Below are 18,010 nucleotides of genomic sequence, written 5' to 3' on the forward strand. Positions count from 1 at the left end.
CTTAGATGCACTTGAAGTAATCGAAGGGTTCGCGGCAATCGCAGCAGCGGTACAGGGCTTTGCAGGCGGTCGAGCCAAACTGGCTGAGCAGTTCGGTGTGTGCGCTGCCACATTGCGGGCAGTTCACGGTGCCGTCATCGCCGAGCAGGCTGCGTTTGTTGGCACTGCCCAGCGGGGGTGCGATGCCATAGGCCAGCAAGCGCTCGCGGCCGGTGCTGGTGATCCAGTCGGTGGTCCAGGCCGGGTGCAACTGTCGTTCGAGCTGCGGCGCGCTAAACCCTGCGTCTTCCAGGGCCTGACGAATATCGGCTTCGATGACTTCAGTGGCGGGGCAACCGGAATAGGTCGGGGTGACCACGACATGCAAATGCCCGGCATTCCAGGCCAGTGCACGAACAATCCCCAGCTCTACCACGCTGATCACGGGCACTTCCGGGTCCATGACCCGGCCCAGCACCCGCCAGGCCTGGTCGAGGTCGCCGGGGGCCGCGGCGCGGGCGCCGAGGTCGCTGGCAATCAGCTCACCAGGTTGCATCGGGGTAGGCTCGTGGCAAGAACTGCATTTCAGCCAGCAGCAAGCCCAGATGCTCGCTGTGCAGGCCCTGACGACCGCTGAGGTAGAAGTGGCAGGCCGGTGCCGGCAAGGGCAGGGTGGCGCTGTCGAACGTTCGCTCGACCTGCTGTTGCCAGGCTGCGGCGATCTGCTGCGGGTCGCCGATAAGGCCCGCCGCGTGCAGGCGCTGCTCGACGGCATCGCTGTCGCTCAGCTCGACGGTAAAGCGCCACAGCTGCGGGATGGCTGCGAGCATGCGCTGGTGGCTTTCCTCGGTGCCGTCGCCCAGGCGCTCGACCCACTCGCTGGAGCGGCGCAGGTGATAGGTCACTTCTTTCACGGCCTTGGCGGCGATGCCTTGCAGGCGGCTGTCGCTGGAGTGGGTCAGGCCTTCCAGTACCGCCAGGTGCCAGGCGTCATAGAAGAACTGCTTGAGCACGGTGACGGCATAATCGCCATTGGGTTGCTCGACCAGCAACAGGTTGCGGTAGGCACGCTCGTCGCGGCGGAAGGCCAGGTGATCGGCATCGCGACCGTCATTGGCCAGTTCGGCGGCGTACTCCAGCCAGTTGCGGGCCTGGCCAACCAGGTCCAGGCCAACGTTCATCAAGGCCAATTCTTCTTCCAGTGCGGGCGCCCGACCGCACCATTCACACAGGCGCTGGCCCTGGATCAGGGCGCTGTCGCCCAGGCGTAGCAGGTATTGGATCAGGTCCTGGTTCATCTTACATATGCCCCACTTCAGCCGGCAGCTCATAGAAGCTGGCATGGCGGTAGACCTTGTCTTCGGCGGGGTCGAACAACGGGTCTTTTTCGTCTGGCGACGAGGCGGTGATCAGTGCCGAGGGCACTACCCAGAGGCTCACCCCTTCGTTGCGGCGGGTGTACAGCTCACGGGCATTTTCGATGGCCATGGCGGCGTCGGCGGCATGTACGCTGCCGACATGCTTGTGGTTCAAACCGTGCTTGCTACGCACGAAAACTTCGAAAAGGGTCCACTCGGACATCTCGGCTACTCCAGATCAGGCGGCGTTCTTGTTGTGTTTTTTACGGGCATGAGCAACGGCGGCGGCACGTACCCAGGCACCGTCTTCGATGGCCTTGCGACGGGTAGCGAGGCGTTCCTGGTTGCAGGGGCCGTTGCCCTTGAGCACCTCGTAGAACTCTTCCCACTGAATCGCACCGAAGTCGTAGTGGCCGCGTTCAGCGTTCCATTTCAGCTCCGGGTCGGGTGCGGTGCAGCCCAACAGTTCCAGTTGCGGTACGGTCTGGTCGATGAAGCGCTGGCGCAGTTCATCGTTGCTCTGGCGCTTGATCTTCCAGGCCATCGATTGCGCGCTGTTGGGTGAGTGTTCGTCGCTTGGGCCGAACATCATCAGGGCAGGCCACCACAGGCGATTGATGGCGTCCTGAACCATGTCCTTCTGTGCCTGGGTACCGTGACGCATCATGGTCAGGAGGATTTCGTAGCCCTGGCGCTGGTGAAAGCTCTCTTCCTTGCAGATACGGATCATTGCCCGCGAGTAGGGGCCGTAACTGGTGCGCTGCAGCACGACCTGGTTGACGATCGCGGCGCCGTCGACCAGCCAGCCAACGGCACCCATGTCCGCCCAGTTCAGGGTCGGGTAGTTGAAGATGCTGGAGTACTTGGCCTTGCCGCTGTGCAGCTTGGCGACTTCTTCGTCACGGTCGGCGCCCAGGGTTTCCATGGCGCTGTACAGGTACAGGCCGTGGCCCGCTTCGTCCTGGATCTTGGCCATCAGTTGCAGTTTGCGTTTCAGGCTAGGGGCGCGGGTGACCCAGTTGCCTTCGGGCAGCATGCCGACGATTTCCGAGTGGGCGTGCTGGGAAATCTGTCGAATCAGGGTTTGCCGGTAGGCATCGGGCATCCAGTTCTTCGGTTCGATCTTGATTTCCGCATCGATCTTTTCCTGGAACGCGCGCTCCTGCTCGGACATCTCCTCCAGCGTCTTGAGGCGTTTTACGCCGGTCTCAACCAGTTGTGCGTACATGCTGTGTCTCCAGCCTTGAGGGGTGGGCTTGGGCCTGGCAGTAGTTATAAGTGATACATAATCAAATATCAAACACAAAAATACGTGTCGTATAAAATTTTTGTATCGCTTTTACCCGAACAGCGGGCGAAAAAAAGCCCCGCCGAAGCGAGGCTCTTTTCGTGCTGCTGGAATAGCCCTTATGGGGCGGGTTACGTGCGCTTGTCGAACACCCGGCAGGCCTTGCCCTCGGAGCGTTTAATCGAAAACACGGGCTGCAGCACGATACGTGCACTGATGCCGATGTGGGTTTTGATGTGTCGGCTCAGATCGCCGCACAGGGCTTTCTGTTGATCCTCGCCAAGGTGCTGTTGGTCGGGCCTGAGCTCAACGTGTACATCGAGGCTGTCGAGATTGCCATTGCGATACAGATGCATCTCGTAGCACTCGGAAAGCTGTTTTATTTTCAGGACCTGTTCCTCGATCTGTGTCGGGAACACGTTGACACCCCGGATGATCAGCATGTCGTCACTACGTCCGGTGATCTTGTCGATGCGTCGCATCGGTCGGGCAGTGCCTGGCAACAGGCGAGTGAGGTCGCGGGTGCGATAGCGAATCATCGGCAGCGCCTCTTTGCTCAAGGAGGTGAACACCAGTTCGCCCAACTCACCATCAGGAAGTACCGCCCCGGTCACCGGGTCGATGATCTCGGGGTAGAAATGGTCTTCCCAGACGGTAGGCCCGTCCTTGCTTTCCGCACACTCCATGGCGACGCCCGGCCCCATGATTTCCGAAAGGCCATAAATGTCCAGGGCCGTGATGCCCAGGCGCGACTCAAGGGCGCTGCGTAGTTCAGGTGTCCAGGGCTCGGCGCCGAAAATACCCAGGCGCAGGGCCAGTTGGTGCGGGTCGATGCCTTGGCGCTCGATTTCATCGGCAATGTTCAGCATGTAGGACGGCGTGACCATGATGATGTCGGGCTGGAAGTCACGGATCAGTTGCACCTGCTTCTCGGTCTGGCCGCCGGACATCGGAATCACTGTACAGCCGAGGCGCTCGGCACCGTAGTGGGCGCCAAGGCCGCCTGTGAACAAGCCATAGCCGTAAGACACGTGAACCTTGTCGCCTTTGCGCCCACCGGCGGCACGGATCGAGCGGGCGACCACATTGGCCCAGGTGTCAATGTCGTTCTGGGTGTAGCCGACCACGGTCGGCTTGCCGGTGGTGCCGCTGGACGCATGCAGCCTGACGACATCGTGCATGGGCACAGCGAACATGCCGTAGGGGTAGTTGTCGCGCAGATCGGCCTTGTAGGTAAACGGGAGTTTTGCCAGGTCGTCGAGGCTGCGGATGTCGTCGGGGTGTACGCCCACTTCGTCGAAGCGCTGACGGTACATGGGGACATTCTGGTAGGCGTGACCGAGGCTCCAGCGCAAGCGCTCCAGCTGATGCTGGCGCAGTTGGTCGATGCTGGCGGTTTCCATCGGGTCGAGCACGGCGGCATTGCTGATCTGCATGTTCATGGGTTCACTCAAATTGTTTTTGTAAGGGCCGGGGCTACCGGCCTGAGTGCATGACGCCAAGAATACCTTGGGCGCCATGGCCTGGGGTGTACGTTCAGCCGTCAAGGCGCTCGATGATCAGCGCAATGCCCTGGCCTACACCGATGCACATGGTGCACAGGGCATAGCGCGCCTGACGTTCCTCCAACTCGATCAACGCGGTGGTCACCAGGCGGGCGCCGCTCATGCCCAGCGGGTGCCCCAGCGCGATCGCGCCACCATTGGGGTTGACCCGTGGATCATCGTCGGCGATGCCCAGCTCGCGCAGCACTGCCAGCCCTTGTGCGGCAAAGGCTTCATTGAGCTCAATGATATCCATGTCGGCCAGGCTGAGGCCCGACCGCTCCAGAACCTTGCGGGTAGCCGGCACCGGGCCAATGCCCATGATCCGTGGTTCAACCCCGGCGGTGGCCATCGCCACGACCCGGGCGCGAGCTTTAAGGCCATAGCGCTGGGCTTCGGCGCGGCTGGCCAGGAGCAGAGCGCAAGCGCCGTCGTTGACGCCGGAGGCATTGCCTGCGGTGACCGTGCCATTGGCGCGGAACGGGGTGCCGAGTATCTGCAATTGTTCCAGCGTGGTTTCGGCACGCGGGTGCTCGTCGTGTTCGACCACCTTGGGTGGGCCTTTGCGCTGGGCGATCTGGACGGGGATGATTTCCTTGGCCAGTCGGCCACGGGCCTGCGCCGCGGCGGTGCGCTGCTGGCTACGCAAGGCGAACGCGTCCTGATCGGCACGGGAAATGTTGAACTGTTCGGCGACGTTCTCTGCCGTTTCCGGCATGGAATCGATGCCGTACTGCTGTTGCATCAGCGGGTTGACGAAACGCCAGCCAATGGTGGTGTCGAACAGCTCCGCCTGGCGCGAAAAAGCCTGCTCGGCCTTGCCCATGACCAGTGGTGCACGGGACATCGACTCGACGCCTCCGGCCAGCATCAATCCGGCTTCGCCACTGCGAATGGCCCGGGCCGCACTGCCGATGGCATCCAGGCCCGAGCCGCACAGGCGGTTCAGGGTGGTGCCGGGCACGCTCAGCGGCAAACCGGCCAACAGGGCTGACATGCGCGCGACGTTGCGATTGTCTTCGCCCGCCTGGTTGGCGCAGCCGTAGTACACATCGTCAATGGCGCTCCAGTCCAGTTGTGGGTGGCGCTGCATCAGTGCACGCAGCGGAACCGCACCGAGGTCGTCAGCGCGCACGCCACTGAGCGCTCCGGCGTAGCGGCCAATGGGGGTGCGCAGGGCATCAATGATCAATGCGTCGTTCATGCCGGGGTCTCCGTGTTCAGCACGCTGCCGCGCACTTTGTAGGACTTGCCGTGAAACAGGGCGATCAGTTCGCCCTGCTGGTTTTCAATGCGTACGTCGTAGTTGCCGGTACGGCCGCTGCGGCTTTGCTCGGTACACACCGCCGTCAACGTGTCGCCGAGTCGTGCCGGGGCGATGTAGTCGATGCTGCATCCAATCGCCACGGTGGCATCGTTGTAGCTGTTGCAGGCAAAAGCGAAGGCCGAATCCGCCAGGGCGAACAGGTAACCGCCGTGGCAGGTGCCGTGGCCCTGGAGCATGTCCTCGCGCACGCTCATGCCGACCCGCGCACTGCCAGGGCCGGCAGCAAGCAGGCGCATGCCCATGCCCTGGCTGGCCTGGTCGCGTTGGAACAGGGCCTGGGCGCAGCGGCTGGCCAGATCAAGACACTCATTCATGGAACAGGGCTCCTTCGGCCAGTAGCCGACGCAGTTGCAAAGAAGGACGGTAACGTTCTTCGCCGTAAGCGGCCTGCAGGTTGCCCAGCACCTGGACAACCCGCTCGATACCGATGGCATCCGCCCAGGCCAGAGGGCCGCAGGGATAGTTGACCCCGGCGCACATGGCCAGATCCAGGTCCTGAGCGCTGGCAACGCCTTGCAACAGGGCGTCAGCTGCTTCATTGGCCAGCATGGCGACGGTACGCAGTACACACAGGCCCGGGCTGTCCCGCAGGGCGCTGACGGCTATACCGGCACGGTTGAGCAGTGCGACGACCTGGTCGCGGGCCAGCGTAGTGGTGTCTGCCGCAGTGCTGATGGCCAACCGAGAGGCTTGTTGGTAATCAAGGGCGAGGTCGAGCAGGACCAGATTGTCCAGACCCTCCTCACGGGCCCGTTGGCTGGCCATTCGACCATCACTCAGCGCCACGGTGGCATCGCCGACCCGCAGCACGCCGCGGCCTGCTCGGCGTACCACGCTGATGCCGCTGGCTGCCAGTCGCGTGACCAGCGGTTCGAGCAGGCCGCTTTCGCCTTCCACGATCAGTTGCTCGACCACGGCGGTGCTGTGCAGGTTGCTCGGCTGGGGGCGCACAGCACCTTCACGGTAGTCATAAAAGCCAAGTCCACGCTTGCGACCCAAGTGGCCAGCGTCGACCAACTCTTTCTGGATCAATGAAGGCTGAAAGCGCATGTCCTGGTAGTAGGCGTCGAACACTGAGCAGGTGACGGCATAGTTGACGTCGTGTCCGATCAGGTCTGTCAGCTCGAAGGCGCCCATGCGAAAACCACCGGCTTCGCGCAACAGTGCGTCGAGGCTGGCGCAATCGGCCACACCTTCCTGCAGCAGACGCAGGCTTTCGGCATAGAACGGGCGAGCCACGCGGTTGACGATAAAGCCCGGCGTTGAGCGCGCCAGCACCGGTGTTTTGCCCCAGGCACGGGCGGTGGCCAGGATGCAGGCTGCAACCTCTGGATCGGTGGCCAGGCCGCTGATCACTTCAACCAGTGCCATTAACGGTGCCGGGTTGAAAAAGTGCATGCCGACAACCTGGGCCGGGCGTTGAAGGCCTGCCGCCAGGCGGGTGATGGACAGTGACGAAGTGTTGCTGGCCAGGATGCAGTCACTGCGGCACAGGCCTTCCAGTTCGCTGAACAGTGCCTGCTTGACCTCCAGGTTCTCGACAATGGCCTCGATCACCAGCCCGGCATCGGCCAGAGCCTCAAGGCTGTCGGCTGGCTGCAGCCGGGCGATGCAATCGGCCTTGGCGGTGGCCGCCAGCTTGCCGCTGGCAAAGCGTTTGGCCAGCTGTTGGTCGATGTTGGCGATCGCCTGCGCGGCCGCGCCCGGACGATTGTCGTACAGCCGTACCGGGTGCCCGGCCTGGGCGGCCACTTGTGCGATGCCGGCCCCCATGGCGCCTGCGCCGATCACTGCGATCAGGGTGTGCGGGTTCAAGGCGGGCATGTTCAGCACCCCTTGAACACTGGGGTGCGCTTGGCCATGAAGGCACTGACCCCTTCACGGTAGTCTTCGCTACGCCCGGCAAGGCGCTGGAGGTCGCGCTCGAGTGTCAGTTGCTGCTCGAAGGTGTTGTCCAGGCTGGCGTGCAGGCTACGTTTGATCAGGGCCAGGCCATAGGTCGGCTGAGTCGCCAGGTGTCGGGCCAATTTCAGTGCTTCATCACGCAAGTCGGCATCCTCGACACAGCGGTAGATCAAGCCCCACTCCACGGCCTGCTCGGCGCTCAAACGATCACCCAGCAGGGCCAGGGCCTTGGCCCGAGCCATACCGACCAATCGAGGCAGGGCCCAGGTGCCGGCAGAGTCGGGAATCAGGCCAATCTTGCAGAATGCCTGGATGAAGCTTGCTGAGCGGGCGGCCAGCACCAGGTCGCAGGCCAGCGGAATGTTGGCGCCGGCACCGGCGGCCACGCCGTTGACCGCACAGATAACCGGCATTGGCAGCTCACGCAGCGTGCGGATCAACGGGTTGTAGAAACGCTCGATGGATTCGCCCAGGTCTGGCACTGCTGCACCTGGCGCGACATTGCGGTCGCCCAGGTCCTGACCTGCGCAGAAGCCACGCCCCTCGGCAGTGAGTAACAGTACCCGCGCCTCGCCGCTCTGACGCACTGTCTTGAGTGCCTGGCGAACCTCTTCATGCATCTGGGTATTGAAACTGTTCAGTTGCTCGGGGCGATTGAGGCTGAGGCGTGCAACGCCGTCTTCAATGGAAAACAGAATGTGTTCAAACGTCATGGTGGCTGCCTTTGGTTGCAGGTCTGTCAATGTCGCGAAACGGACGCAGGGGCTTACTGGCCGTTGAAGCGGGCTGGGCGTTTTTCCTGGAAGGCGCGAATGCCCTCGTTTCGGTCGGCGGTGCCGGCGAGCAAGGTAAAGGCGTGGCGTTCAAAGCGCAGGCCGCTGGCCAGGTCGAGGTCCTGCGCCTTCAACAGCGCTTCCTTGGCCAGACGTACCGCCAGCGGGGCCTTGTTGGCGATGGTGTTAGCAATCTGCAGGGCGCGTTCGACCGTCAGCTCTGGTGGTGTGATTTCACTGACCAACCCGGCCTCCAGTGCACGGCGTGCACTGATGGGCTCGCCGCTCAGGACCATCTGCATGGCCAGCGATTTGCCAACTGCGCGCAGTAACCGTTGGGTGCCGCCTGCGCCCGGCATGATCCCCAGATTGATTTCGGGTTGACCGAACTGAGCATCTTCGCCAGCGATCAGGATGTCCGCGTGCATGGCCAGCTCGCAGCCGCCCCCCAGGGCATAGCCGTTGACTGCAGCGATCAAGGGCTTGGCGAAGCCGGTGATGCGCTGCCAGTGCGCCTGGCGGGGGTCGTTAAGCATGCCGACGAGGTCGCGCTCAGCCATTTCATTGAGGTCGGCGCCTGCCGCAAACGCCTTGCGGCTACCGGTCAGCACCACGGCGCGGATGGTGTCGTCGTGGTTGCAGCGTTCCAGTTCGTTCGCCAGTTCGGCGAGCAGTTCGGTGCTGAGTGCGTTCAGCGCCTGAGGGCGCTGCAGGGTGATCAGGCACACCGCCTGGTGGGATTGCACGGCAAGTGTTTGCGGCATGGCAAGGACTCTCGCAAGGCGGACGCGGCCTTTGGCCGGACTGGTTTTTTGGACGGGCCCCAGGGCCGTTTTTCCAGAGTATAGCCACAACGTGATACGCAAATACAATACTAAAATAAAATAGCGTGTCTTAAATTCGCGGGTCTCTTACTCGCGCCGCTCACTATTTCTGCCGATTTTTGTTGCGGAATTAGTGATTTCTGGATGTTTGGCGCTGTTGCAATGTGATACAAGAAAGACGATTTTGCAGCGAACAAAATTCCAGCTTTAGACGCGAGGAGCGTGCCTATGACGTGTTACAGCCTCGATGGACTGACGCCAGTGGTTGATCCAACGGCTTACGTTCACCCATCCGCCGTGTTGATCGGTGATGTGATCATCGGCCCGCGTTGCTATGTCGGCCCACTGGCCAGCTTGCGCGGTGACTTCGGTCGGATCGTGCTGGAGGAGGGCGCGAACGTTCAGGACACCTGTGTGATGCATGGTTTTCCGGACAGCGACACGGTAGTTGAACGCAATGGCCACGTCGGTCACGGCGCGGTACTGCACGGATGCCGGGTCGGTGCAGATGCCTTGATTGGCATGAATGCAGTGGTGATGGATAACGCGCATATCGCTGCGCGTTCGTTCGTTTCGGCCGGTGCGCTGGTCAAGGCCGGTTTCAGTTGCCCAGAGCAATCGTTGGTGCTGGGCTCACCTGCGCAGGTCAAGCGTCGGCTCAGCGATGAGGAAGTGGCCTGGAAGCAGGCCGGTACTCGCGAATATCAAGTGTTGGCGCAACGCTGCATGGCCTCGCTGCAGGAATGCACGCCACTGAGCGTCGTCGAGGCCGACCGCCGCCGTATCCATGACAGCGGGTTGCGCCCCAAGTCCTCGGGCAGCGCCTGAACAGCGCCCCGGCTGTGCCCTGAATGGTCATTGCTGACTGCCAGGGGTATATTTCTTATTTTTCGACCGGAACGCCCATGTCGTCCCTAGCTCCGCTCACTCAACTGATCGACCGTTTCCAGCAGCAAACGCCCATTCGCGCCAGTTCGTTGATCATCACGCTCTACGGTGATGCCATTGAGCCTCATGGCGGTACCGTGTGGCTGGGAAGCCTGATCCAGCTGCTCGAACCCGTTGGGATCAACGAGCGCTTGATTCGCACATCCATTTTTCGCTTGACCAAGGAGAACTGGCTAACGGCTGAAAAAGTCGGGCGGCGCAGCTATTACAGCTTGACCGGCACGGGACGGCGTCGTTTCGACAAGGCCTTCAAGCGGGTCTACGCGAGCACTTTACCGGCCTGGGACGGCTCGTGGTGCCTGGCAATGTTGACTCAACTGCCGGCCGACAAGCGCAAGCAGGTGCGCGAAGAGTTGGAGTGGCAAGGCTTTGGTGCGATTTCTCCGGTGGTGCTGGCGTGTCCACGTTGCGACCGGGCCGATGTGAACGCCACGCTTCTGGACCTCGGCGCACAGGAAGACACACTGCTGTTCGAGACCACTGCACAGGATGTGATGGCTTCAAAAGCACTGCGCATGCAGGTTCGCGAGAGTTGGAACATCGATGAGTTGGCGGCACATTACAGCGAGTTCATCCAGTTGTTCCGGCCACTGTGGCAAAGCCTGCGCGAGCAGGAGCAACTCGACCCACAGGAATGCTTCCTGGCGCGCATCCTGCTGATTCATGAGTACCGCAAGCTGCTGCTGCGTGACCCGCAGTTGCCTGACGAATTGCTCCCTGGCGATTGGGAAGGGCGTGCAGCGCGGCAGTTGTGCCGGAATATCTATCGCTTGATCTATGCGGCAGCCGAGCAGTGGCTGGAGTCGGCGATGGAGACCGCCGACGGGCCGTTGCCGGATGCCAGCGCAGGGTTCTACAAGCGCTTTGGTGGCTTGCCGGTCGGCGCCGGGCCTGGCAGCGAAGCCGATACGGCGGACTAGCAGAAGCTGGCTCAGGTACCGTCTGGCGCGGACAGGAGGTGCTTGGCCCACGGCCGGTAATGCAATTCAAACACGGCCTGCGGATGGCAGCTTGTAGTGGTTTGCGGTGGAGCGGGGGTGGCCTTGAACGGTTGACCTTCCGTGCTGGTTTGGCGAAACGCTTCACGGATGATGCCAATCTCGCAGGCGAGCGCTGCCGCGTACTGCTGGCGGACGAACTCAGGCAGGCGCCCGGTCCCCGCGCCGTCCTGCCACCATACCGTCAGGCCGAGACGGGCCAATGCCTCCAGCCACTGTGCTTGTCCGTTCGGTGACAGCTTGCCAGTGCTGAAGACACTAAGGTGCATGGGGCCACCTGCTTCGCGCAGGAAGGCTTGCAGCAGCGTGTGCAGCGCCTCACGGCGGTCGGCCTGTTGGAAGTGCAGGTCATCCAGTTCCATGGGCAGGTACCAACCGCTGACCGGAAGCGCCCAGGTGTCCTTTAGCCATTGCTGCTGAGCCAGCGATTGGCCCAGTTGTGCTTTCCAGTAGGCGATCAGGCCCGCGCCGTCCAGTTCGTCGATACGCCTGTAGTAGGCGTCGTCCATGTGCAGCCCGAGTACCAATTGCAGGCCCTGTTCATGGGCCAGGCGCAGGCTGTTGGCGAGCCAACCCTGGGCGCCGCCAAAGTCCTCGCTGCCGTAGCGGCTCCATTGCACGATCAGGGTCTGGACGCCCTGGTTTGCGGTTTCGCGCCAGAGGGTGCGCCACTGTGCCGGGCTCAGCGCCGCATCGCGGCTGAGCGGCTGGTAAAACAGACGTTCGTCAGCATTGACCAGAACACTCAGTATCAGCAGTAGCACGCCCAGTACGTATCGCCGCATCAGAAGTTCAACTCCACGCCCAGGAGCACGCCGTTGGCCCGCTCATATAGATTGCCGCCCAGCGCCTGCTGGTATTCGGTGCGAACTGTCAGATGGCCTCGGTAGGCGTTGTAGCGATCGTCATCGAACCACCATTGCCAGCGCAGGCCGAGGCCGGTGCGCAGGTCCTGACGCCAGTCGTTGCCGGGATCCTGGCTGGAAAACGCCAGAAAACCATAGGGCATCAGTGTTTGCGGGCGGGTAGATGGCAGTTTCCAGGTATGTCCCTGCTGGAAGCGTGATGTCCACTGGTGTTCGCCAGCGTGCGTCCACCAGGCAGCGTCCAGATAGAGAAACCGTTCATTCCAGTGGTTCTCCTCGACACGCCAGTCATTGCGGTAGTCACCTTGATCAAGGAACGAAGCAGTCGCGCGTATCAGCAGGTCATTGCTGCTCTGGGCATTGCCGCGCAGGTCGCCATAGTTGTCAGCGACCTTGCCGGGGCTGAGCAGTTGGCCGAGGCTGAGGCCGCTGTAGTGCTGATCGTCGATCTGGCGTTGGTGGTACAACTCGGCGTACAGGTTCAGGTTGGTGGTGCCCAAGGGCTTGTAGCGCAGGCCGAGCCCGGTCCCCATGCTTTGGGCATAGTGGCTGCGGTCCTGGCCGCCGAACAGCACTCGGCCATACACCGACAGTGTGCTGCCGTTGCGGCTCGGCTCATCACCCAGGGCATGGTCCCACAGGGCCAACTGAACGTTCTGCGAGGCGGCACGGCGTTGTGGGTTGTTGCTGCGCAGGGTGTCGTTGGTCGAGACGCCGGCCGGCGACCAGGTGCTGGCCAAACTGATGCTGTCGCGTTGCGAAAGGCTCTGATGGGCGCGGCGTTGCCGGTACACACGGGCGGCGAGGTGGGTGTCATCGGTACCGTCGTCCACCATGTTCTGTTCCAGGTCGATGATACGGCGCAGTTCCTGGCGGGCTGCTGCGCTGTTTTCAACCTCGTCGTAGCGCCAGGCCAGGGTTTCGCCAATGCGGTAGTCTTCCGGAAAGTCGTGGCTGGCCTGTATCAGGTAGGGCAGCGATTGCCTGCGCAGTTGTGGTGTATCGGCGGCGGCCAGGCGCACGCCGTAGTCGGCGCGATAGCGCGGGTTTTCGGGGGCGAGCCGTGCCGCTTCTGCCAGCCATTCATTGCTCTGCTGCGGGTCGTTGGCGTGTTGTGCGGTCACGGAGGCTGTATAGTAGTGATCGGCGCGCGGCTGATGGCGCAGGGCTTCGCGTTGCAGGGCCATGGCTTCGGCGAAAGCGCCACGGCGTTGCGCAATGGCCGCGCCCAATGCCCAGTCGTCGGCGCTGCTGTGTGGCGCAGCACGCCAATGCTCCCAGGCCTCTTGAGTGTGGTTGCTGTTCAAGGCGCTACGGGCGGCGGTGAGTCGGGCATTGGCCGTCCACTGCTCGGAGGGTAGTTGCTGCCAGATCCTGTAGGCGGCTTCGGCGTCGCCCGCCGCGTCCAGTGCATAGGCCAATGGCACTTGGCTGGCCGGGTCGCCATGTCGTACGGCTGCCTGGTAATAGGCGACGGCCACTCCGGGGCGTTCTGGCATCGCGCAGCGGCCCAGCGCACGCAGCTCACCGATTTCACGAGGTATTGGCGGGGTCGCAGCGCGAACGACCTCGCAGTGACCACTCTGTGCCAAGCGTGCCAGCAGTTGCTCGCGGCTGGCGCTGTCGAGTTGCGGGATCAGGGTTTTCGCACGGCCTGCATCCAGTGGTCTGTCGACGCGGCTGTACAAACCACCTAACCGTTGCAGTAACACCGGTGGCCAGGGGCCTTGGCGACGGTCGTAGGCCTGTTCGAGCAACTGTTGCGCACGGTCATCCTGATGGTGTGTGAGTTGCAGGTAGGTCGCCTGATCCAGCGCCTCCAGGCTACCGTTGAGGTGGTAAAGGCGCTCCCAGGCATCAATGGCTTCACGTGGGCGATCGAGGGGATGCGCCATGGCTTCGACCGGCAGGTGTTGGGCCAAGGCCCTGTGGTCGCTTTGCTGGACGAGCTCCCTCAGTTGCTGACGCCGTTGCGGTTGCTCAAGCTCTTGCTTGGGTAATGCTTTCAGCCAGCGCAGCGCCAGATTTTTTTGATCCAGCGCGATGGCCCGGTCGATCATTGCCAGGCGCATTTGGCGTGCCGCTTCGGCAGACGGCGGCTTGGCCAACAGTGCGCTCAATGCTGTTTCGTCCAGGCGCTGGACGTAGGCATTGGCCAGGCGCCGCCACGGTTCTTCAGGCAACGGCCCGCGCGCGGCCAAAGGCGCGAGCTGTACGATGGTTTGCTCACTGTTGTGCAGTTGCTCGGCCCAGTTGGCGCGCGCCATGCGCAGCAGACGATCATCACCTTTGCCTGGCAGTTGGTCGAGCCAGTCCAATGCCCGTTGGGCGCCCCCGAATTTGGCCAGGCTCAGGCTATAGGCTTGCCATAAGCGTATGCGTTGCGTGAGGTCACTGTCCGCGATCCACCGCTCGACCTGGCTTTTACCGGGCGGGTCTTGCTCAATCCAGGTCAGGCGTAGTTGCAGCAGGGCGTCGGCGTGATCTGCGCTGGCGCCAAAGGCTTCGGCCACCTGCTCAGCCTCGCGGTAGCGTCGTTGCTGGGTAAGCGCCTCTATCAGCAGGGCGCGTGCTTCATCGTTGTTGGGTACTTTCTCCAGCAGGTGCCGGGTCAACCGCTCGACCTCTTGCCAGTTGTTGTTGCGCGCCTCGCGGTAGCTGCGGTCCATATAGGGGAAGCTGCGGAATCGCTCAAAACTACTGAGCGGCGCGGAGAGCGTCTGTGAACTGATGCACGCCACCAGCAGGCTGGCAGCAATCAGCAGTGGACGTCGTTTCATGCCACTTCCTGCGCCATCTGATAGGCGATCCGCAGCTCGGCGGCCTGCTCGGCGAGCGCTTCCTGAAGAACCTCGGCGGTAATCAAACCGCGCGCCACCAGGTGCTCGCCGATGGACATCTGCTCCGGGTTGTAGTCAATGAGGACCTGATTGAACAGGCTGGTTGGCAAGATGCCACGCACCTGCAGCAGTGCGCCAAGCATGACCTGGTGATGGCTGACCCGCTCAAGGAGCGCAGCGTCATCCTGATGCTTGGCCAGCACTGCGAGCATTTGCCGCGTGTCCTCCGGTTGCCAAGGGCTGGGGTAGTGATAACTCAATCCCAGGGTGACTCGCCCTTGGGGGGCCAGTTGGCAGCGTACGGGACGTTTCAACTGGCGACTGATCACACCCAGCGCTACCTGGCTGACAGGCCCCTCGCTGGCCAGAACCAGCGTCGCCCCGTCTTCAGCGACCGGCAGCACCGCATAAAGAATAGCCAGCCGACGAGGCAACCGGGCAATCAGCGCCGGGGGAATGTTGAACGGGTTGAGCGGCGCCCACGCCATGTCAAATTGCTCGGCAAGTGCCTGGACCAACTGCTCGCTGTCGATCAACCCTCGCAACAGCAGCTCACGCCCCAGGCGCCGGCGTACCGGGCTGGTCAGGGCATCCTGCAGTTGCGCTTCGCTGATCAGCCCCTTGGCGACCAAACGCTGCCCCAACGGTTCGCGCATGGGGGTGGTCAGGGCCGGAAACTCGTGAGTGGTCTTGTCCCAGGCGACCCGTCGCGAGTCACCCATCTCCAGGACTTGGCGCAGTGCACGCAGGTTGGCGAAAAAATTGACGAAATTGCTCCACATCATTCGGGGTGCCGAAAGCAGGCCCTCAATGATGCCGTAGTAACGGGTGACGAAATAACCGCGCTGAAGCAAACGATTGATCAACAGCAGGCCGTTGAGCCAAAGCAGCGTCGACAACAGGGCGCTGTCGGACAGGATGGACGGGAAGCGCCAGGCGTCGGGTGTGATCACCGTCACCAGCCACATGGCCAGCAACACCAGGAACAACAGGTTAACCAGAAAGCTCAGCAGGTAGGCAAACAGCCCGCGGCGATCGCGCCAGAGGAAGTAGTTGAGTGCCCCGATGCGGCTCCAGCCCAGGTTGCTGGTGCCCTGAAAGACGATCCCCACGATCCAGCGCGACTTCTGGCGGATCGCGTTTCGCCAGTCACGCGGGAAGTGTTCGCGCACGCAGATAACCTGGGCAAATTCACGGCTCATGCCCCAATGCCATTCGCGCTTGAGCGCCAGTTGCGGGTCGCTTATCGAATAGCGGGCAAAGATGCACTTCATGCCTTTGTGCTTGAGCCTGAAGCCGATGTCGTAGTCTTCGGTCAGGCTCTGTACATCGAATGCGATACCGTCGCCGTCTTCAAGCAGTGCCGTGATAGCCCGGCGGCTGAAGCAGGTGCCGACACCTGCGCTGGGAACCTGGCCGCTGAGCGCTTCGCGGACAATGACATCCTTGCCATGGTTTTCGGCGAACTCATCGACGTAATGACCTGCCGTGAACCCGTGCCATTGGGGGGCGAAGGGGTAGACCGGTATCTGAATCATGTCCTTGTCGGGCAGCAAGTAGTTGAACAGCCGCAACTCCATCGGCGAGATGACATCCTCGGCGTCATGCAGGATGAAACCGGCGAACTCGATCCTCGCATCGCGCTGGAAGCGCAGGATCGCGTCGATGATGTTGTTCAGGCAGTCGGCCTTGCTGGTGGGGCCGGGGCGGGCACAGATGACTTTGTGAACATTGGGATAATGCAGGCACACCGCATCGACATCGGCCTGGGTTTGCGGGTCGTTGGGGTAGGTGCCGACAAAAATCTGGTAGTTCTCGTAATCGAGGGTGGAGGCTGCCAGGCGCGCCATCTCGCCAACGACGCCCACTTCGTGCCAGGCAGGCACCATGATTGCCAGCGGTTTTTCCGGTACCTCGAACAGGCGGCGCTCGTCGGCGCGCGCATATTTGTCATAGATGCGAAAGCGTCGTACGAGTTTGCGCAACCAATAGATCAGGTCGATGAACAGATCGTCGAGCCCGAGCAGGAACATCAGGCTGGCCAGTACAATGGCCAGCAGCTTGAGGCCGAACAGCACGTAGGTCAGGGCGTCGACCAGGCCCAGGCTCATGACATCTCTCGCCCGTTGGCGTTGTCCTCGAGCCAGCGGCTCAGTCGTTCGGCAATGCGCTCGCTGGCATGCCCGTCACCGTAAGGGCTGAGCACCCGGCTCATGTGCTGGTAGAGGTCGGGCTCTTCAAGCAGGCGGCTGGTCTCCTTGACGATCCGTTCGGTCTGGGTGCCCACCAGCAATACCGTGCCACCCTCCAGCACCGAGGGGCGCTCTGTTACCTTGCGCAGCACCAGCAGTGGCTTGCCCAATGCCGGTGCTTCTTCCTGTATTCCTCCGGAATCGCTCAGGATCAGGTAGGCGCGGTCCATCAGCCAGACAAAGTGTCGATAGTCCTGAGGGGGAACCAACAGGATGTTTGGTTGATGCGAAAGCACCGAGTAGACGGCCTTCTGGACGTGCGGATTAAGATGCACCGGGTAGACGAACTGAACCTCGGGGTAGCGCAGGGCCAGCTCGGCGATGGCCAGGCAGATACGCTCAAAGCCATGCCCGAAGTTTTCCCGGCGATGGCCGGTGATCAGCACCATGCGCTGGTCATCACGCAAAGCCGACAGCGGCGAGCCGATTGCCGGTTTCCAGTGGCTGCTCTTGAGGTGTTCGCGCATCCACAGCAGGGCATCGATGACCGTATTGCCGGTCACTTCGATCTGCTCCAGCACGACCCCTTCGCGCAGCAGGTTATCGCGGGCTTTCTTGGTCGGGGGGAAATGCAGGTCGGCGATGATCGTGGTCAGACGACGATTGGCTTCCTCGGGCCAGGGCGCCTTGAGGTTTCCGGTACGCAGGCCGGCCTCGACATGGGCAATGGGGATATGGCGGTTGAAGGCGCAGAGTGCAGCGATGAAGCTGGTGGTGGTGTCGCCGTGAACAAGGACGATATCCGGGTTCACCCGCTCGTAGTAAAGGTCGAGCTTACCCAGCAACTGTTGGGATAATCCGTTGAGGCTCTGGTTGTCGGTCATGACCTGAAGGTCGATGTCGACGGTCAGGCCGAAGTCCTTCAGAACCTGATCGAGCATCTCCCGGTGTTGCCCGCTGGAGCAGATGTTCAGCGCTATGTCGGGCCATTGGCGCAATACCCTCGCCAGCGGCGCCATCTTGATCGCTTCGGGGCGTGTGCCGAAAACCATCACGACTTTATAGGGCATGTTCGTGCTCCTCATAGCCTCCTTGCGCGTGCTAAAAGTTGTACGGTAATCATGTCCTGTAGAAGTTAGATACAAGCAGGTGCCCGAAAGCTTGTCCA

16 protein-coding genes are annotated in these 18,010 nt (G+C 62.1%); 2 read left to right on the top strand and 14 right to left on the bottom strand.

What is annotated here, in order from left to right:
* Position 1: 1 nt before the first annotated feature.
* The 10 genes from paaD to paaF form a co-directional block, all read right to left on the bottom strand.
* Entirely contained in the window at positions 2-535 is a 534-nt protein-coding gene (gene paaD, locus ACZ9H3_RS03830) for a 1,2-phenylacetyl-CoA epoxidase subunit PaaD (RefSeq protein WP_102052289.1), read from the bottom strand.
* A complete protein-coding gene (paaC, locus tag ACZ9H3_RS03835) occupies positions 522-1,277 on the bottom strand; it encodes a 1,2-phenylacetyl-CoA epoxidase subunit PaaC (protein ID WP_102052290.1) in 756 nt (251 codons plus the stop codon). Before paaC ends, paaD begins: the two co-directional genes overlap by 14 nt.
* A gap of 1 nt (position 1,278) precedes the next feature.
* Positions 1,279-1,560 (bottom strand): 1,2-phenylacetyl-CoA epoxidase subunit PaaB, encoded by a 282-nt coding sequence (paaB, locus tag ACZ9H3_RS03840; RefSeq protein ID WP_065758393.1) that lies wholly within the window; start codon positions 1,558-1,560, stop codon positions 1,279-1,281.
* A 15-nt stretch (positions 1,561-1,575) separates the two neighbouring features.
* Positions 1,576-2,565 (bottom strand): 1,2-phenylacetyl-CoA epoxidase subunit PaaA, encoded by a 990-nt coding sequence (gene paaA / locus ACZ9H3_RS03845; protein WP_065758394.1) that lies wholly within the window; start codon positions 2,563-2,565, stop codon positions 1,576-1,578.
* Between the two features lie 191 nt (positions 2,566-2,756).
* The gene (gene paaK / locus ACZ9H3_RS03850) at positions 2,757-4,067 is read right to left on the bottom strand and encodes a phenylacetate--CoA ligase PaaK (RefSeq protein WP_099774743.1); all 1,311 of its coding nucleotides are present in this window, start codon (positions 4,065-4,067) and stop codon (positions 2,757-2,759) included.
* A gap of 94 nt (positions 4,068-4,161) precedes the next feature.
* Positions 4,162-5,373 carry a 3-oxoadipyl-CoA thiolase gene (pcaF, locus tag ACZ9H3_RS03855; RefSeq protein WP_476219684.1) on the bottom strand — a complete coding sequence of 404 codons (1,212 nt, stop codon included), beginning with the start codon at positions 5,371-5,373 and terminating at the stop codon, positions 4,162-4,164.
* A complete protein-coding gene (paaI, locus tag ACZ9H3_RS03860) occupies positions 5,370-5,810 on the bottom strand; it encodes a hydroxyphenylacetyl-CoA thioesterase PaaI (protein WP_476219686.1) in 441 nt (146 codons plus the stop codon). Before paaI ends, pcaF begins: the two co-directional genes overlap by 4 nt.
* Positions 5,803-7,320 carry a 3-hydroxyacyl-CoA dehydrogenase PaaH gene (paaH, locus tag ACZ9H3_RS03865; RefSeq protein ID WP_476219688.1) on the bottom strand — a complete coding sequence of 506 codons (1,518 nt, stop codon included), beginning with the start codon at positions 7,318-7,320 and terminating at the stop codon, positions 5,803-5,805. The genes paaI and paaH overlap by 8 nt, the downstream gene beginning before the upstream one ends.
* Positions 7,321-7,322: 2 nt before the next feature.
* Positions 7,323-8,114, bottom strand: a complete 792-nt coding sequence (gene paaG, locus ACZ9H3_RS03870) for a 2-(1,2-epoxy-1,2-dihydrophenyl)acetyl-CoA isomerase PaaG (RefSeq protein WP_476219690.1) — start codon at positions 8,112-8,114, stop codon at positions 7,323-7,325.
* A gap of 53 nt (positions 8,115-8,167) precedes the next feature.
* A complete protein-coding gene (gene paaF / locus ACZ9H3_RS03875; protein ID WP_454241514.1) occupies positions 8,168-8,938 on the bottom strand; it encodes a 2,3-dehydroadipyl-CoA hydratase PaaF in 771 nt (256 codons plus the stop codon).
* 288 nt (positions 8,939-9,226) lie between these two features.
* Here paaF and paaY point away from each other — a divergent pair, with 288 nt between their 5' ends.
* Together paaY and paaX are read left to right on the top strand one after the other, a co-directional pair.
* Complete coding sequence (paaY, locus tag ACZ9H3_RS03880) at positions 9,227-9,826, top strand: phenylacetic acid degradation protein PaaY (protein WP_102052296.1); 600 nt, start codon at positions 9,227-9,229, stop codon at positions 9,824-9,826.
* 77 nt (positions 9,827-9,903) lie between these two features.
* A complete protein-coding gene (paaX, locus tag ACZ9H3_RS03885) occupies positions 9,904-10,866 on the top strand; it encodes a phenylacetic acid degradation operon negative regulatory protein PaaX (RefSeq protein WP_454241516.1) in 963 nt (320 codons plus the stop codon).
* An 11-nt stretch (positions 10,867-10,877) separates the two neighbouring features.
* On the opposite strand, the gene ACZ9H3_RS03890 is transcribed toward paaX, so the two are convergent.
* The 4 genes from ACZ9H3_RS03890 to wecB are packed head-to-tail and all read right to left on the bottom strand — an operon-like array spanning position 10,878 to position 17,912.
* On the bottom strand, positions 10,878-11,729 hold the full coding sequence (locus ACZ9H3_RS03890) for a DUF4434 family protein (protein WP_454241517.1): 852 nt from the start codon (positions 11,727-11,729) through the stop codon (positions 10,878-10,880).
* Complete coding sequence (locus ACZ9H3_RS03895; RefSeq protein ID WP_476219693.1) at positions 11,729-14,590, bottom strand: NfrA family protein; 2,862 nt, start codon at positions 14,588-14,590, stop codon at positions 11,729-11,731. The genes ACZ9H3_RS03890 and ACZ9H3_RS03895 overlap by 1 nt, the downstream gene beginning before the upstream one ends.
* Positions 14,587-16,761: a cyclic di-3',5'-guanylate-activated glycosyltransferase NfrB gene (gene nfrB / locus ACZ9H3_RS03900; protein WP_476219695.1), complete on the bottom strand. Its 2,175-nt coding sequence runs from the start codon at positions 16,759-16,761 to the stop codon at positions 14,587-14,589. Before nfrB ends, ACZ9H3_RS03895 begins: the two co-directional genes overlap by 4 nt.
* Positions 16,758-17,912, bottom strand: a complete 1,155-nt coding sequence (gene wecB / locus ACZ9H3_RS03905; RefSeq protein ID WP_476219697.1) for a non-hydrolyzing UDP-N-acetylglucosamine 2-epimerase — start codon at positions 17,910-17,912, stop codon at positions 16,758-16,760. The genes nfrB and wecB overlap by 4 nt, the downstream gene beginning before the upstream one ends.
* Positions 17,913-18,010: the final 98 nt, after the last annotated feature.

It is taken from the genome of Pseudomonas sp. TE3910 (assembly GCF_056279025.1).

What these genes read in the sequence shown, in the direction of transcription:
- paaG (WP_476219690.1), bottom strand. Translation starts at nt 8,114, where the DNA reads ATGACGTTTGAACACATTCTGTTTTCCATTGAAGACGGCGTTGCACGC.
- paaC (WP_102052290.1), bottom strand. Translation starts at nt 1,277, where the DNA reads ATGAACCAGGACCTGATCCAATACCTGCTACGCCTGGGCGACAGCGCC.
- ACZ9H3_RS03890 (WP_454241517.1), bottom strand. Translation starts at nt 11,729, where the DNA reads ATGCGGCGATACGTACTGGGCGTGCTACTGCTGATACTGAGTGTTCTG.
- paaX (WP_454241516.1), top strand. Translation starts at nt 9,904, where the DNA reads ATGTCGTCCCTAGCTCCGCTCACTCAACTGATCGACCGTTTCCAGCAG.
- paaI (WP_476219686.1), bottom strand. Translation starts at nt 5,810, where the DNA reads ATGAATGAGTGTCTTGATCTGGCCAGCCGCTGCGCCCAGGCCCTGTTC.
- nfrB (WP_476219695.1), bottom strand. Translation starts at nt 16,761, where the DNA reads ATGAGCCTGGGCCTGGTCGACGCCCTGACCTACGTGCTGTTCGGCCTC.
- paaB (WP_065758393.1), bottom strand. Translation starts at nt 1,560, where the DNA reads ATGTCCGAGTGGACCCTTTTCGAAGTTTTCGTGCGTAGCAAGCACGGT.
- paaA (WP_065758394.1), bottom strand. Translation starts at nt 2,565, where the DNA reads ATGTACGCACAACTGGTTGAGACCGGCGTAAAACGCCTCAAGACGCTG.
- paaH (WP_476219688.1), bottom strand. Translation starts at nt 7,320, where the DNA reads ATGCCCGCCTTGAACCCGCACACCCTGATCGCAGTGATCGGCGCAGGC.
- pcaF (WP_476219684.1), bottom strand. Translation starts at nt 5,373, where the DNA reads ATGAACGACGCATTGATCATTGATGCCCTGCGCACCCCCATTGGCCGC.
- ACZ9H3_RS03895 (WP_476219693.1), bottom strand. Translation starts at nt 14,590, where the DNA reads ATGAAACGACGTCCACTGCTGATTGCTGCCAGCCTGCTGGTGGCGTGC.
- paaF (WP_454241514.1), bottom strand. Translation starts at nt 8,938, where the DNA reads ATGCCGCAAACACTTGCCGTGCAATCCCACCAGGCGGTGTGCCTGATC.
- paaK (WP_099774743.1), bottom strand. Translation starts at nt 4,067, where the DNA reads ATGAACATGCAGATCAGCAATGCCGCCGTGCTCGACCCGATGGAAACC.
- paaY (WP_102052296.1), top strand. Translation starts at nt 9,227, where the DNA reads ATGACGTGTTACAGCCTCGATGGACTGACGCCAGTGGTTGATCCAACG.
- wecB (WP_476219697.1), bottom strand. Translation starts at nt 17,912, where the DNA reads ATGCCCTATAAAGTCGTGATGGTTTTCGGCACACGCCCCGAAGCGATC.
- paaD (WP_102052289.1), bottom strand. Translation starts at nt 535, where the DNA reads ATGCAACCTGGTGAGCTGATTGCCAGCGACCTCGGCGCCCGCGCCGCG.